The organism is Desulfitobacterium sp. LBE (genome assembly GCF_007830365.1).
Lineage (GTDB): Bacteria > Bacillota > Desulfitobacteriia > Desulfitobacteriales > Desulfitobacteriaceae > Desulfitobacterium > Desulfitobacterium hafniense.
Genome location: NZ_VLKD01000001.1, coordinates 2,292,473 through 2,306,993 on the forward strand (window position 1 = coordinate 2,292,473; position 14,521 = coordinate 2,306,993).

Consider the following 14,521-nt stretch of genomic DNA (forward strand, 5'->3'; position numbering starts at 1 on the left):
AAAGAGGTGATTTCCAGTGCCAATGCAGGTGCTAATCAATTTATTTATCGGGGTTTTATGGATGTTTCTTCAGGATGATTGGAGCATCTTAACCTTTGCCAGCGGGTATTTATTTGGTATATTGGTCCTCTTCATTTTGCGGCGCTTTCTTGACAGCAAATTCTACCTTTTTACCTTGCACGCCGTTATACAGCTCTTTTTTCTCTTTATCTATGAGCTTTTCACCTCCAGCATCCTGGTGCTCCGGGAAATCATCAAACCGCAGATCGATATTAAGCCGGGAATTATATCCTTCGCAACCAGCCTGGAATCGGATATGGAAGTCACCCTTCTGGCACTCCTCCTTACTCTAACCCCAGGCTCCGTGGTGATGGAGATCACTCCGGATAAGAAGCTGTTCTATATCCACGCCATGGATATTCCCGAGCTCAGTGACGCGGTGATCCGCTCTAAGGAAAAGTTCGAAGAAGCTATTAAGAAGGTGACGCGACCATGATCGAGGGAATCTTATTCTGGGTTATATTTTTATCCTTATGTTTCTCAACCCTTTCCATCCTGATAACGATTTACCGTTGCCTCAAAGGGCCCACGGCCTCTGACCGTGTACAAGCCCTGGATGTGCTGGGCATTAACATTATTGCCTCGGTAGCCATTTTTTCCGTGCTCCTCAGGACCACCGCTTTTTTTGAAGTGATTTTATTGATCGGGATTCTGTCCTTTATCGGAACCATCGCTTTCGCACGCTTTATCGAGAGGGGGATTGTCATTGAACGGCAGCACTTTGATTGAGTTAGGTATCGGGATCATTATTTTAATGGGAACCATCTTCGGCTTCCTCAGTGCCATTGGCTTCATTCGTCTCCCGGATGTCTATAATCGTGCCCATGCTCTCGCCAAAAGCTCTACCTTAGGAGTATTATTTGTTCTGCTGGGAACCTTCCTCTTTTTCTTATTTGTGGAGGATTATTTCAGCATCAAATTATTCCTGGGCATTTTCTTTGTGTTTCTGACCACTCCCGTTTCCTCCCATGTGATCTGCCGCTCTGCCTATCGTGCCCAGGTCCCTTTGGCTAAGGCAAGCGTTCGCGACGATTTGAAAGAAGTGCTGGAGAAAGCTTAAATTTTATCACTGAAGGTCTTGTTCAATACCTGAAAGGCAACCACGGACCACTTAAACATTAATTGAGTGGGACCAAGGTTGCTTTTCTTTTCCCAGTTGAAATAATTGAAAAAATATTAAAAAATTATGTATACTTATTCATTGCCTACTTATAAATCTTAAGGTCTTATGATATTATTATGTGTACTATAATAGTTTCTTTATATAGATAAATTTTTAAAATTGAGGAGAGTGATGTTGGAGTGATTGCTTTTTCGGTCATTTTCTATATGGTCATGATGCTGGCCATCGGGTATTATTCTTACAAAAGAACCACAAACCTATCCGATTACATGATTGGCGGACGAACCCTGGGCCCTGCGGTCACAGCTTTAAGCGCCGGTGCCTCAGATATGAGCGGCTGGCTCATGATGGGACTGCCGGGAGCTATGTTCGCTTCAGGAATCAGTTCCGGCTGGATTGTGGTCGGACTTACCATCGGCGCTTATTTCAACTGGCTCTATGTAGCCCCCCGTCTGCGTTCCTACACAGAAATCGCCAGCAATTCCATTACCATCCCTTCTTTCCTTGGCCATCGTTTTCGTGATACTTCCCATGTGATCCGTTTAGTTTCCGCACTTGTTATTATCATTTTCTTTACTTTCTATGTTTCTTCCGGTTTGGTTTCCGGCGCCGTCCTCTTTAATACCACCTTTGGCATCGGTTACCATACGGGGCTTTGGCTGATTCTTCTGGTCATCGTAGGGTATACCTTGATCGGCGGATTCTTAGCGGTCAGCTTTACAGACTTCGTCCAGGGATTAATCATGGTCACCGCCTTAACCATGGTGCCGGTGGTCACCCTCTGGCACAGCGGCGGCCTCGGCTCTTCCTTCACCACCATTCAAACCATTGATCCGGCACTCTTGAATATCTTCACCGGAACCAGTGTCATCGGTATCATCTCTCTTCTGGCCTGGGGTTTAGGCTATTTCGGCCAGCCCCATATTATTGTCCGTTTTATGGCCATCTCTTCGGTAAGCGAAATCAAAAAATCCCGCCGTATCGGCATGAGTTGGATGGTCTTTTCCGAAGTGGGGGCTATGCTTACCGGTCTCCTGGGAATCGCTTACTTTGCCACCCATGGCCTGACTCTGGCCGATCCTGAGACAGTGTTTATCGAGCTGGGAAAAATCCTCTTCCATCCCATCGTCACCGGGCTCCTGATCTCCGCTATTCTGGCCGCCATTATGAGCACTATTTCTTCGCAGCTTCTGGTGACCTCCAGCTCCCTGACCGAGGATATTTACCGGATTCTCTTCCACCGTGAGGCCAAAGATAAGGAATTGGTTTTCGTCAGCCGTCTCTGTGTTTTGCTCGTTGCTCTACTGGCCACCTATCTGGCCTGGACTCAAAACGATACCATCCTCAATCTGGTAGGCTACGCCTGGGCCGGCTTTGGTTCCGCCTTCGGCCCCGTTATTCTCCTCAGCCTTTACTGGAAACGGATGAACAAATGGGGAGCTCTGGCCGGTATGATCGTGGGCTCTGCCACCGTAATCCTTTGGGAGCAGTTCCCGGCCTTCGCCGCCGTCTATGAAATGATCCCCGGCTTTATCATGGGCTTGCTTTCGATCATTATCGTCAGTCTGCTGACCACTGAGCCCTCCCAAGAGATCCTGGATGAGTTTGCTAAATCTGCAGCTGAGACAAAAGGTAACTAAGGGAGCTTAAATTAAACGAAAAAGCGGCTGTCACATTGGATTGTGACCAGCCGCTTTTTCGACTTTCATCTCAATTAAAAATAATGTTTGCAGCCCTTCTTCAGCTGTTTTCCTCAATGATATTGCGCGCGATTTTCACTCCGCAGGCCTCGGCCTGAGCCAGTCCCCGGGTAATTCCCGCTCCGTCTCCCCCGGCATAAAGTCCTGCAATCTCCGTCTCAAAGTTATTTTTCAGCTTGGGACGGGAAGAGTAGAACTTGGCTTCCACGCCATAAAGCAAGGTGTGCTCAGAGGCTATACCAGGCGTCACTTTATCCAGGGCCTCAATCATCTCAATGATGCTCTTCATGGTGGAATAAGGAAGCACCAACCCTAAATTACCAGGTACAGCTTCTTTGAGGGTGGGCTCCACAAAACTTTCTTTCACCCGCTTCTCTGTGGAACGGCGGCCCTTCATGATGTCCCCAAAGGTCTGCAGCAGCACACTGCCGTTGGATAAGTCATTGGCCAGCCGGGAAATATTCTTGGCATACTCCGTAGGCTTGTTGAAAGGATAGGAGAAGTTATGGGATACCAGCAGGGCAAAATTGGTATTATGGCTGCCCAGATTCTTATCTCGGTAAGCATGGCCATTGGCCAGCATAACCCCGGTATGATTCTCAATAACCACATGGCCGGAAGGATTGCTGCAGAAGCTTCTCACCGTAGTCCCTACAGAGGTCCGATAGAGAAATTTCCCTTCATACAAATTCTCGTTAATATCTTCCATGATGGTATCCAGGGTTTCTACCCGAACCCCCACATCCACCTGGTTGCTGCTCATTTCCAGATTGTACTTCTTCAAGACATCCTTGAACCATTCCGAACCATCCCGTCCGGGAACCACGACTACTTTAGGAGCATAATACTCCTCTCCCTTATTGGTACGGATGCCTTTAACCTGCAGGTGTCCTTCCGCTTCAGCGGTCATAATATCGGCGACTTCCGTTTCGAACACCATGTCGATTTTTCCCTTGAGGTACTCATAAATATCCTTAAGAATTTCCAGGTTTAATTCTGTTCCCAGATGGCGGACTTGGGCCCGGAGCAGCTTCAAGCCGGCTCCCAGGGCCTTTCTCTCAATCTCCTTTACCGTAGGAGTGCTGGGATCGGTCAGTGAACTGGTCGCTCCATGCTTTAAGTTAATCTGATCCACATAGTGAATGAGGCTCAACACCTCCGAAGGAGGCAAATACTCGGTGAGCCATCCGCCAAACTCGGTGGTGATATTGAATTTCCCATCAGAATAGGCTCCCGCACCGCCAAAACCGTTGGTAATAGAGCAGGCAGGAGTGCAGCTGGCGAACTCTCTTTGCTTATTGGGGGGCGGACATTTCGAAAGAGTCTTTTTCAAAATAGGACAACTGCGTTTATAGATATCCCGTCCCTTTTCAATCAAAAGAACAGCAGATTCAGGAGCTTGCGTCGCTAATTCATAACTGGCAAAAATTCCGGCGGGGCCTGCCCCAACGATGATCACATCATACTTTTTCAAGGCTTATTCCTCCTCGGTTAAACTTAACGGCAGTCAAAACTTAACAGCAGCCAAACCCTAACAACTATACCTTATGCTCTTTAATAATTCAAGTCTAAAATCCGAACATTTTATTAAAAAATCGACTTTTTGTTTGGATTTTTTGCTCCACTGCCAAATAGCTCCCTTGAATTTAGTATTCAAGGGATTTTATGACAATAATAGAATATTTGTTTCTATTGATGCAGAACATATATTCTATTATAATAGATAGCGCAGACCCTGGCTCCCACTCCATTCACAAAGAGCGCTTCATTATGAATATGGTTTTTCTACATAGGTGGTGATTGGATCTTGAGCAAATCGATTATTTTTCATATTGATGTTAACTCGGCCTACCTTTCCTGGGAAGCCGTCTATCGCCTTCAGCAGGGAGATCCTCTGGATTTAAGGACAGTTCCTTCCGTGGTCGGCGGCGATCCCTTGACCCGGCACGGGATCGTTCTGGCCAAGTCGATCCCGGCTAAGGAATATGCTATTAAAACCGGGGAGACTTTATACTCCGCCCTCGCCAAATGTCCGGACCTGATCATTGCCAGGCCTAATTATCTCCTCTTCCGTCAGTGCAGCGAGGCTCTAAGCCTTATTTTAAGAGACTATTCCCCTCTAATCCAACAGTTTTCCGTGGACGAATATTTTCTGGACTTCACCGCCATGGACCTTCTCTTTGGGGACCCTCTGGCTACCGCTTATAAAATCAAGGAGCGAATCAGGAACGAGCTGGGCTTTACCGTAAATATCGGTATTTCCACCAATAAACTGTTGGCAAAGATGGCTTCCGAACTCCAAAAACCCGACCAAGTCCATACCTTATTCCCTGAAGAGATTGCTGAGAAAATGTGGCCCTTACCCGTGGGGGAACTCTTCATGGTCGGAAGGGCAACCACCCGCCAGCTCCTCTCCCGCAATATCAAAACCATCGGAGAGCTGGCGCACACCGACCCTCGCCTCTTGAAAGGGATCATGAAAAGTCACGGCCTGCTGATTTGGAATTATGCTCACGGCATTGAAAACTCCCCCGTCCGCCCCGGCGGCCGGGTAGCGGTCAAAGGCATGGGCAATTCCACCACCACATCCTTCGATGTAAAAAACCGCAGAGAGGCTCACCTGGTTCTTCTCTCCCTTGTGGAAACGGTCAGCGCCCGCTTAAGGCATGATCAATACTTTGCCCGGCTGATATCCATTTCCTTTCGAACCCATGAATTCCTTTCCTATTCCCATCAACGCAAACTCTCCCACGCTACAGACTGTACCAATGAGCTATGGGAGATTGCCTGCCAGCTCTTTGACGAATTATGGAAAGGTCAGCCCTTGAGACATCTGGGAATCCGGGCCTCTGAGCTCTGTCAAAACGATTTCCTGCAGTTTTCCTTTTTCACTAAGGATTACGAGCGGGATCGGAAAGTGGATCAGGCTGTCGATATCATTCGCCAGCGCTTTGGCTCTCAGGCTATTATGCGCTCCTCTTATCTCCACTCCGGCCTTAAGTCCATGACTGGGGGAGTCATCGCTGAAGAGGAATATCCGGCCATGACCAGCCTGCTTTAGCTCTAAAAAGGAGGGAGTGCTTTTCGTGAAGGTAATGATGCAGCCCCTGGAGATGATCGCCCATTTCAATGATCAGGGCATGCCCCGGCCCCTTAAATTCAAGGCTCACTTCGAAGATAGCCCTGTCGTCATTGCCGTCGACAAAATCATCTCCAAATCCGAAGAAAAACTGGCCGGCAATCCCATGCTTATTTTTCGCTGTCAAAGCATCAGCAACGGACTTCTTAAGATTTATGAGCTGAAGTATGAACTTCATACATGCAAATGGTTTCTCTATAAGATGTGAGCAAAGGGGACCGTGAGCCCCCTTAACCTGCTCTCAGTCCCCCTTGCTTTAAGGTTCATGATTTTATTTTCAGGATCTTTTCTTCCTTTTCCAGCATGGGATCAGGCCTTTGGAGAATGAGCCATACTTCGTCCGACGCTTTGAGCGATGGGCCGGAGCTCTGCGGCGAGCCGGGCAAACTGCTCCGGAGTCAGAGATTGCATCCCGTCGCTTTGGGCTTCCTCAGGATGGGGATGGACTTCGATCAGCAGCCCATCGGCTCCTACCGCTACAGCGGCCTTGGCTAAAGCAGGAATGATATCCACCCTCCCAGCCGCATGGCTGGGATCCACAATGACCGGCAGATGGGAAAGCACTTTCACCAGGCTCACCGCACTGAGGTCCAGGGTATTGCGGGTGCTGGGCTCAAAGGTGCGAATCCCCCGCTCGCAAAGAATCACCTGAGCATTCCCGCCGGCTAAGATATATTCTGCAGCCGCAAGCCATTCCTCCACCGTGGCCGCCAGGCCCCGCTTCAGAATCACCGGGTTTCTTATCTCCCCCAGCAGCTTAAGAAGGTGGAAGTTTTGCATGTTGCGGGACCCTACCTGCAGAATATCCACTTTATCCACCAGCACATCCAGGCTGCGTTCATCCATAACCTCCGTCACAGTAAGAAGTCCATATTCCGCTGCAGCTTCCCTCAGATAGTCTATTCCTTCTTCCCCTAACCCCTGGAAGCTATAGGGGGAAGTGCGGGGCTTATAGACTCCCCCTCTTAAAATCTTGCCGCCGGCTGCTTTGACCCCTTGGGCAGCGGCCCGCATCTGTTCTCCGGATTCCACGGCACAAGGACCGGCCATCAGCACGACCTCACGGGCTCCGATAGTCGTATCCCCTACCCTGATCGTACTTCGTTCATCCTTTAACCCCACTAAAGGCAAATCCATAACTCCAAACCCCCTGATATAATAGTCCACGACGCCCTCTTCCTGAGATGAAAGCCGTGGACTTTCTGTCTTACCGCTCACTGCGCAGAAAAATTTCTTTATATTATATCCTACAAACCATTGCCCATACAAGGTATCGCCAAGCTGTCTCCTTTTTAATAAGGCAACCGTATCATTCCGAAAGGATCTGCTTCCAGGTCAAAGGCTTCTGCCTGACCGTTCCATTTTATACTGAAACTATGCTTTTCTTCGACCTTTCCTACCAGACCATTCCCTCTGCCCAGCCTGACCAGGCCATCAGAACTCAGAGTCTGCCGTATTCCACTGTAACTGCCATAAGCCCCTTCAAGGGTATAGCTAAAAGATTTTATTTGCCCAGGGTCCCCCTTATACTTGGCTACGGCACTCGCTTCACTCCAGCTCTCATACCCCAGCACACCCTGATCATCTTTATAAAATTGGCCAAAGCAGTCAAGCACTACCTCAACCATCCAGTATTGACCCTCTCCCTGGAAAACCAGCCTTTTCCCGCCATTTAAGTCTCTCAGCACCAATTCCCTGATCGCTTTTGAGCGTTGCACATAGGAAGCATAGTCCGGCCCCATCGTCTTTAAGCTTTCTATGTCCAGCAAAGGGCAGTACACGATGAACATATTCTTCGCCGCCAGGGTCTGGAAAAGCTGGCTGTGAGGCAAAAACACCGCCATCATTTCGTCGTTAAGTCTCCAGTAATGCCCGGCCAGCTGCTCCCGCTCCCTATGGGAGGAAAAGGGGTAGATCCATACTAAATCCTCAGAGCCATGGATGCGAAATATCTCAGGTTCAATGCCCAGCAGCACCGTATCCTCAAATCCTTCTCTTGCCACCGCTTCAAGCTTAAGCCCTTTTTGGGCAAAAAGCTTTGTTACCTCGCTCAAGGTCAGGGGACGATACTCCAGCTCTTCTTTGGTCATTCCCGAGGATAACCCTATCGAACCGGCGATCATCAGAAAAATCAAAGTGATGACAGCCAAGGATTGTACCGTTTTCGCCCTGCTCATCATCATGCCCTCCTCTTATCTTATTCTCAGGAAAAAATAAAGGAATTAACACTATTAACCAGTGTTAATTCCTTCTTCTATTTCAGAGCAGCAAAATCCTTTTTTAGTTCGATTCATTATTCGTGCTTACTTTGCGCTGGTTTCTCCCCTGCAGCCAATTCTTAATATAGGCATAAACCGCGGGAACAGCCGATATGCCAATGATCGCAAAGATCACCAAGGTAAAATTATCCTTTACAAAAGGCAGATTGCCAAAGAAATAACCTGCGCAAAGAGCTACCGTAACCCACAATAAAGCCCCTACGAAATTATACGCCAAGAACCTCAGGTATTTCATGGTGCCGACACCTGCCACAAAGGGGGCGAAGGTGCGAATAATCGGCAGAAAGCGGGCAATGATAATGGTCTTACCCCCATGCTTTTCATAAAACCTTTGGGTCTTCATCAGATTCTCATGGTTAAGGAAACGCATTTCTTTGGAGAATACTTTCGGTCCCAGGAAACGGCCGACCTCATAATTCACCGTATCCCCGATGACGGCAGCCGCCAGCAGTAAGAAAAACAAAATCCACACATCCAAGGCACCGCTGGCCGCGAAAGTACCTACCACAAAAATTAAAGAATCCCCGGGCAGAAATGGGGTCACCACCAATCCTGTTTCAGCAAAGATAATCAAAAAAAGAATGAGATATGTCCACACTCCATAAGAAGCTATGATTTCACCAATATGACTGTCCAAATGAATAAAAAAGTCCAACACGGTCTGCAGCAATTCCAAAGTTTAACCCCCTACCATCTTATAGAAAACCCATTTGTCAGCTAGTCCTCTCTTCCGAATTATCATAGCGTTTTATAGAAAAAAAATCAAATAAACTGCTTAAGATTTAAGAAAAGATTAATAAAAAGAAAAAACCGCCTGGAAGAGACGGTTCAGCTTTTGACAAGAGTTACCTCTTGTCTATATAAAAGGTAGGAGAAGAATGTCGTTACTTGTATACTATCACAACACCTTAAACTACAGGTGAAGAAACTGTAAACAAAATGTTAACATTATGTGAAGGAAATTGGCAAAGCCCCTTCACCTTCTCAACCTTCTTGGAATAAGACCGTGGAGAGATATCTTTCCCCCGTATCCGGGAGCAGAACGACGATATTCTTTCCTTTATTTTCCGGTCTCTTGGCGATTTGGGTCGCCGCATAAGCCGCAGCACCTGAGGAAATCCCAACCAGCAGACCTTCCGTCTTCGAAAGTTTTCGAGAGGTCTCAAAAGCTTCCTCATTTTTGACCTGGAAAATTTCATCGATGACTTCTGAGCTATAGACACCGGGGACAAATCCGGCACCAATACCCTGAATCTTATGAGCTCCGGGAGTTCCTCCCGACAGCACCGGTGAATCTGCCGGTTCCACCGCGATAACTTTTACCCCCGGTTTCTTCTGCTTCAGGGCTTCACCCACACCGGTTACCGTTCCGCCGGTGCCCACTCCGGCCACAAAGATATCCACTTCTCCATCTGTATCTCTCCAGATCTCTTCAGCGGTGGTTTGCCTATGAATTTCCGGGTTAGCCGGATTGTTGAACTGCTGTGGTATAAAGGAATTCTTATATTCAGCAGCTAATTCCTCAGCTTTTTGAATAGCTCCTTTCATGCCGGCCGGCCCTGGAGTCAGCACCAGCTCCGCTCCCAAAGCCTTGAGCAGGTTCCTTCTTTCCACGCTCATGGTTTCAGGCATGGTTAAAATCAAGCGATAGCCACGGGCAGCGGATACAAAAGCCAGGGCAATTCCTGTATTGCCACTGGTGGGCTCAATAATGACCGTATCCTTGTTCAGCAATCCTTTCTCTTCCGCGTCTTTGATCATGGCGTAGCCAATTCTGTCTTTGACGCTGGAAAGAGGGTTAAAGTATTCAAGCTTTGCTATGACCTTAGCCTCTAATTCATGGGCCTTATTGTAATTGGACAGTTCCAATAATGGGGTATTGCCAATTAGGTCAGTTAAACTTCTGGCGATTTTCGACATGTGGGTAACCTCCTTAAATATAAAATTAAGCGCTGTTTCCTATACCGTCTCGTTATTCCTAGTATTCTTATTTGTTTTGTTGTCTTTATTGTAATCCTTTACCTGCTCTGCTGTCAATAGAAATTTAACTAAAGACCATTCTCATGAGTATCCTGGCTGTAATGGCTTAATTCCATCAGAAAAGCCTCCGAGGCTTTCGTAAAATAAGTTTGCTGGCCTCTCGCAATAAGGAACTCCCGTGACAGGCGGGGCAAGTTTTCTTCCAGGGGTATAATGGCTATTTCTCCTGCCTTAATCTCTTTTTGAATAATCAGCTTTGATACTAAAGCGATTCCCAGTCCGCTCAGAACCGCTGCCTTAACCCCAGTGTTGCTGCTGAATCCATAAGAATGCTTGACCGGAATCTTCAGTGTTTCGATAAAGCGATCACTGAACTCACGGGTTCCGGAACCCGTTTCCCGTAAAATCCAAACCTGATCCTCAAGATCCTGAGCGGTGACCCCTTTTATTTTTGCCAAGGGGTGACTTGGCAGAGCAATCAAAACCATTTCATCCACCATGAAAGGCTCCAGGATAAACTCCTTACCGGTGATCTTACCCTCGACTAAAGCTACATCCAACCGGTTCTGCCTTAATCCTTGAGCAATCTCTTCCGTATTCCCGATGGTGACATTAATATTGAGATTGGGATACCTTCTGGCCGTTTGACTGACCAATTCCGGCAGAATATATTCCCCGATCGTAAAGCTCGCCCCAATGCGGAGATTTCCGGAAACAATGCTTTGAATCTGGTTGATTTTTTCTTTGGCCTCCTGGTATTGATTGATGATTCTGCAGGCCTGCTCATAGAGGATTTCTCCAGCCGGAGTCAAATCAACATGCTTTGAGGAACGATAAATGAGCTTTGTTCCAAACTCATTCTCTAAATTGCGAATGTGTGAGCTGACAGCCGGTTGGGAAAGGAAGAGATCTTCGGCTGCTTTGGAAAAGCTTTTTTCTTCTGCTACTTTCCTGAAAATTTCTAAGGTTTCTATGATCAATGGGACTACCTCCTGTTTATAAGCATTCGCTATGTATAGTATAACAAATCGGGATTGCGTTTAGTTCCTTGCTAAGGTTAAAGTAGAGATACGTTTTTAATCGGTTTTAATATTTACCTTAGGAGGATATCATGGCCATCATAAATAATCCAGTCGAAAGAACAGAAAGACACTTTCCTTCAGCTAAATTCCCCATCGCTCCCTTCCTGCCGGGACTGCTTTTCACCATGGGAGTTGCCGCCTTCGCCACGGGAATAGCTACCCTACCCGGCATCAGCAAGATTGGCGCCATGCTTTGTGCGATTTTTATAGCCGTTCTTTATCGCAATACTTTGGGCTATCCGGAAAAATGCCGCCCCGGCATCCAGTTTACCGCTCAGAAAATTTTGCGCTTTGCGATTATCCTTTATGGCTTTCGCCTCAATATCCATCTGGTCCTGCAACAAGGCCCCTCCCTTTTGTTTCAGGGGGTATTCACCATTGTCATCGCCGTCTTTACCACCCTTTTGGTGTCTAAGTGGCTTAAGGGTGATCGGCAGTTGTCCCTGCTCCTGGGCATTGGGACCGGTATCTGCGGGGCGGCGGCCATTGCTGCAGTTGCTCCTATCCTCAAAGCGAAGGACGAGGATACCGCCATCGGGGTGGGTATCATCGCCTTAATCGGTACTCTTTTTACCCTTGCCTATACCCTGCTTTATCCTTATCTAGGCTTAACCGCCCTCCAATACGGAACCTGGAGCGGGATCACCTTACATGAGATTGCTCATGCGGCGGCGGCGGCCAATTCAGTGGGAGCCGATGCCTTGACCGCCTCCTTGCTGGCTAAATTGGCCAGAGTCTTCCTCCTTATTCCTGTAAGCTTCGTTCTGCTTTGGTGGGTGCGCCGCCAAAGCAAAGAAACTGAGGACTCGACTCAGAGAGCCTCCTTTCCCTGGTTTCTGTTAGGCTTCATCTTAACCAGTCTCATTGGCACTTATCTCCCTCTGCCCACAGAAGTCTTGAATGCCATTGCCACCCTCTCCTCCTTTTTAATGGCTGCCGCCATGGTCGGATTAGGACTTAATGTTCATTTAGCCAGCCTGCGTTCAAGAGCCCTGCGTCCCCTCCTCGCTATGCTCGTCGCTTCTGTCCTGGTTTCCGCCTTTTCTTATTTCACTCTGATACTTTAACAGCATCATTGCCAATTCATAAGGAACGCCCCTGTGTCTCTCTGCAAGGGTATATCTACCATTACAGATTTGCACAGGGGCAATTTTCTTTCCTTATTCAAGCATCATGAAGAACACACTTCCTATTCTCAGCCGGCGGCTTTTCTTAGGGCCTGCTCGAGATCATAGATGAGATCCTCTGCATCTTCTATACCAATGGAGAGCCTGACCATATCCGGGGTAACTCCTGCCGCCACCAGATCCTCTTCCGATAACTGAGCATGAGTGGTGCTGGCCGGGTGAATGACCAATGACTTGGCATCGGCTACATTAGCCAGCAAGGAGAAGATTTCCAGGCTGTCAATAAACTTCTTGCCGGCCTCGATCCCGCCCTTAATACCAAAGGTAAAGATGGAACCCGCACCTTTGGGAAGATATTTTTGAGCGAGTTCATAGTATTTACTCTCTTTAAGGCTGGGATAGTTTACCCAGGCCACCTGAGGATGATTGCTCAAGAAATCCACGATTTTTTTCGTATTGGCCACATGCCTTTCCACCCGAAGGGAAAGAGTCTCCAGCCCTTGGAGGAACAGGAAGGAATTAAACGGACTCAAGGCTGCTCCCGTATCCCGCAAGAGCTGCACCCTGGCTTTGGTGATATAGGCTGCCGGTCCCAATGCTTCCGCATAGTTTAAGCCATGGTAGCTGGCATCCGGCTCAGTTAAGCCCGGGAATCGGCCGCTGCCGGCCCAATCAAATTTTCCTGAATCCACAATAATCCCACCGATGGAGGTTCCGTGTCCCCCGATGAACTTGGTCGCTGAATGGACTACAATATCCGCCCCAAACTCAAACGGGCGAATCAGATAAGGTGTACCAAAGGTATTATCAACGATTAAGGGCACTCCATATTCATGAGCGATCTGAGCCACAGCCTCAATATCGATAAGATTAATGCCCGGATTGCCTATAGTTTCAATATAGAGAGCCTTCGTTTTTTCGGTAACCGCTTTGCGAAAATTCTCCGGATCATCAGGATGGACGAATACCGTCTTAATCCCCAGCTTAGGCAAGGTTGTTGAAAAAAGATTGTAAGTTCCTCCATAAAGGGTACTGGCTGAGACAATCTCATCTCCCACTCCGGCAATATTTAAAATGGCATAGGTAACTGCAGCCGAACCCGAAGCGACGGCCAATGCTCCCACTCCACCCTCCAAGGCGGCGATCCGCTGCTCGAAAACATCGGTGGTGGGATTCATGATCCGTGTATAGATATTCCCGGTTTCTTTTAAGCCAAATAAATTGGCCGCATGTTCCGCATTATCAAAGACGTAGGATGAAGTCTGGTAAATAGGTACAGCCCTTGAACCTGTGGTAGGATCGGCCGTTTGCCCTCCATGGACCTGTAGGGTATCAAATTTTAATTGTCTCTCGCTCATCATACCGCTCCTTTACCCTCAATCTGGCGCACTCTCAAAGTAATCAAATATGTTTACTCCACTTTAAATAAAGTTTAAGTTCATTCACCTCTTTTGTCAATAGAAAAACCCGATGTATTATATAATTTTTTATTATTTATTTAATCTATATTCTAACAGTTTTTAAGAAGAGAATAAAGAACAACCTTCTGAAAAAGCTCAGAAGGTTGTTGCTTTAGATATAGTACATGATGCCGCTATGGCCGCTCATCACATTATATTCGTGAACAAGATCCTCTAAGGTCAGCGAATCCACCAATTCATTAATGCGCTCAGTCATCTGATCCCACACCTTAACTTGAATACACTCCTGGATGCTTACCCCGCCTTCCTGAGGCAGTTCTTCATTGGCAACGGATAATTCTCCTTCCAGGACTCTGAGAATTGTGCCGACTTTAATCTCAGCCGCTTTGTCCGCCAAGACATAACCGCCCTGAGCCCCTTTTACACTATTGATGATCCCCGCCTTGCGCAATGCGGAAAAAACCTGCTCTAAATAGTTCTCAGAGATATTTTGTCGTTCAGCAATATTGGAAAGGGGCACATGTTCTCCTCGGGAATGAACGGCCAAATCCAGTAATGCCCGCAGCCCGTATCTGCCTTTTGTTGATATTTTCATTCCTTTAACACTCCA

At 47.5% G+C, this 14,521-nt stretch carries 15 protein-coding genes; 7 read left to right on the forward strand and 8 right to left on the reverse strand.

Features of this window, described 5'->3' with window-relative positions; translation table 11 throughout:
* Nucleotides 1–22 precede the first annotated feature (22 nt).
* The 4 genes from DESLBE_RS10840 (at nucleotide 23) to putP (ending at nucleotide 2,823) form a co-directional block, all read left to right on the forward strand.
* Entirely contained in the window at nucleotides 23–496 is a 474-nt protein-coding gene (locus DESLBE_RS10840) for a Na+/H+ antiporter subunit E (protein ID WP_005813725.1), read from the forward strand.
* Complete coding sequence (locus tag DESLBE_RS10845; protein ID WP_005813722.1) at nucleotides 493–789, forward strand: Na(+)/H(+) antiporter subunit F1; 297 nt, start codon at nucleotides 493–495, stop codon at nucleotides 787–789. The genes DESLBE_RS10840 and DESLBE_RS10845 overlap by 4 nt, the downstream gene beginning before the upstream one ends.
* Complete coding sequence (gene mnhG, locus DESLBE_RS10850) at nucleotides 761–1,120, forward strand: monovalent cation/H(+) antiporter subunit G (protein WP_202980544.1); 360 nt, start codon at nucleotides 761–763, stop codon at nucleotides 1,118–1,120. The genes DESLBE_RS10845 and mnhG overlap by 29 nt, the downstream gene beginning before the upstream one ends.
* A gap of 242 nt (nucleotides 1,121–1,362) precedes the next feature.
* Entirely contained in the window at nucleotides 1,363–2,823 is a 1,461-nt protein-coding gene (gene putP, locus DESLBE_RS10855) for a sodium/proline symporter PutP (RefSeq protein WP_144676752.1), read from the forward strand.
* Nucleotides 2,824–2,923: 100 nt separating this feature from the next.
* Here putP and DESLBE_RS10860 read toward each other — a convergent pair whose 3' ends face one another.
* Entirely contained in the window at nucleotides 2,924–4,357 is a 1,434-nt protein-coding gene (locus DESLBE_RS10860) for an NAD(P)/FAD-dependent oxidoreductase (RefSeq protein ID WP_005813716.1), read from the reverse strand.
* Between the two features lie 333 nt (nucleotides 4,358–4,690).
* Between DESLBE_RS10860 and DESLBE_RS10865 the strand changes: the two genes are divergently transcribed.
* A complete protein-coding gene (locus DESLBE_RS10865; protein ID WP_144676754.1) occupies nucleotides 4,691–5,944 on the forward strand; it encodes a DNA polymerase IV in 1,254 nt (417 codons plus the stop codon).
* Between the two features lie 25 nt (nucleotides 5,945–5,969).
* The gene (locus DESLBE_RS10870; protein WP_018213891.1) at nucleotides 5,970–6,230 is read left to right on the forward strand and encodes a hypothetical protein; all 261 of its coding nucleotides are present in this window, start codon (nucleotides 5,970–5,972) and stop codon (nucleotides 6,228–6,230) included.
* Nucleotides 6,231–6,331: 101 nt separating this feature from the next.
* Here the strand turns inward: DESLBE_RS10870 and aroF are convergent, their stop codons facing one another.
* From aroF to DESLBE_RS10895, 5 genes are all read right to left on the reverse strand, one after another.
* A complete protein-coding gene (gene aroF, locus DESLBE_RS10875) occupies nucleotides 6,332–7,291 on the reverse strand; it encodes a 3-deoxy-7-phosphoheptulonate synthase (protein ID WP_144676756.1) in 960 nt (319 codons plus the stop codon).
* A gap of 23 nt (nucleotides 7,292–7,314) precedes the next feature.
* Complete coding sequence (locus DESLBE_RS10880; protein WP_144676758.1) at nucleotides 7,315–8,199, reverse strand: hypothetical protein; 885 nt, start codon at nucleotides 8,197–8,199, stop codon at nucleotides 7,315–7,317.
* A gap of 103 nt (nucleotides 8,200–8,302) precedes the next feature.
* On the reverse strand, nucleotides 8,303–8,977 hold the full coding sequence (locus DESLBE_RS10885; RefSeq protein ID WP_005813709.1) for a DedA family protein: 675 nt from the start codon (nucleotides 8,975–8,977) through the stop codon (nucleotides 8,303–8,305).
* A gap of 308 nt (nucleotides 8,978–9,285) precedes the next feature.
* Nucleotides 9,286–10,221: a cysteine synthase A gene (cysK, locus tag DESLBE_RS10890; protein ID WP_005813707.1), complete on the reverse strand. Its 936-nt coding sequence runs from the start codon at nucleotides 10,219–10,221 to the stop codon at nucleotides 9,286–9,288.
* Nucleotides 10,222–10,349: 128 nt separating this feature from the next.
* Entirely contained in the window at nucleotides 10,350–11,261 is a 912-nt protein-coding gene (locus tag DESLBE_RS10895) for a LysR family transcriptional regulator (protein WP_005813706.1), read from the reverse strand.
* A 131-nt stretch (nucleotides 11,262–11,392) separates the two neighbouring features.
* Here DESLBE_RS10895 and DESLBE_RS10900 point away from each other — a divergent pair, with 131 nt between their 5' ends.
* Nucleotides 11,393–12,430 (forward strand): YeiH family protein, encoded by a 1,038-nt coding sequence (locus DESLBE_RS10900; RefSeq protein ID WP_005813704.1) that lies wholly within the window; start codon nucleotides 11,393–11,395, stop codon nucleotides 12,428–12,430.
* Nucleotides 12,431–12,558: 128 nt separating this feature from the next.
* Here DESLBE_RS10900 and DESLBE_RS10905 read toward each other — a convergent pair whose 3' ends face one another.
* The gene (locus tag DESLBE_RS10905; RefSeq protein WP_172625417.1) at nucleotides 12,559–13,848 is read right to left on the reverse strand and encodes a homocysteine synthase; all 1,290 of its coding nucleotides are present in this window, start codon (nucleotides 13,846–13,848) and stop codon (nucleotides 12,559–12,561) included.
* 214 nt (nucleotides 13,849–14,062) lie between these two features.
* On the reverse strand, nucleotides 14,063–14,506 hold the full coding sequence (locus DESLBE_RS10910; protein ID WP_005813701.1) for an Rrf2 family transcriptional regulator: 444 nt from the start codon (nucleotides 14,504–14,506) through the stop codon (nucleotides 14,063–14,065).
* Nucleotides 14,507–14,521: the final 15 nt, after the last annotated feature.

Coding starts and splice junctions, on each gene's coding strand:
- DESLBE_RS10840 (WP_005813725.1), top strand. CDS start 23: ATGCAGGTGCTAATCAATTTATTTATCGGGGTTTTATGGATGTTTCTT.
- DESLBE_RS10900 (WP_005813704.1), top strand. CDS start 11,393: ATGGCCATCATAAATAATCCAGTCGAAAGAACAGAAAGACACTTTCCT.
- cysK (WP_005813707.1), bottom strand. CDS start 10,221: ATGTCGAAAATCGCCAGAAGTTTAACTGACCTAATTGGCAATACCCCA.
- DESLBE_RS10880 (WP_144676758.1), bottom strand. CDS start 8,199: ATGAGCAGGGCGAAAACGGTACAATCCTTGGCTGTCATCACTTTGATT.
- DESLBE_RS10845 (WP_005813722.1), top strand. CDS start 493: ATGATCGAGGGAATCTTATTCTGGGTTATATTTTTATCCTTATGTTTC.
- DESLBE_RS10905 (WP_172625417.1), bottom strand. CDS start 13,848: ATGAGCGAGAGACAATTAAAATTTGATACCCTACAGGTCCATGGAGGG.
- DESLBE_RS10910 (WP_005813701.1), bottom strand. CDS start 14,506: ATGAAAATATCAACAAAAGGCAGATACGGGCTGCGGGCATTACTGGAT.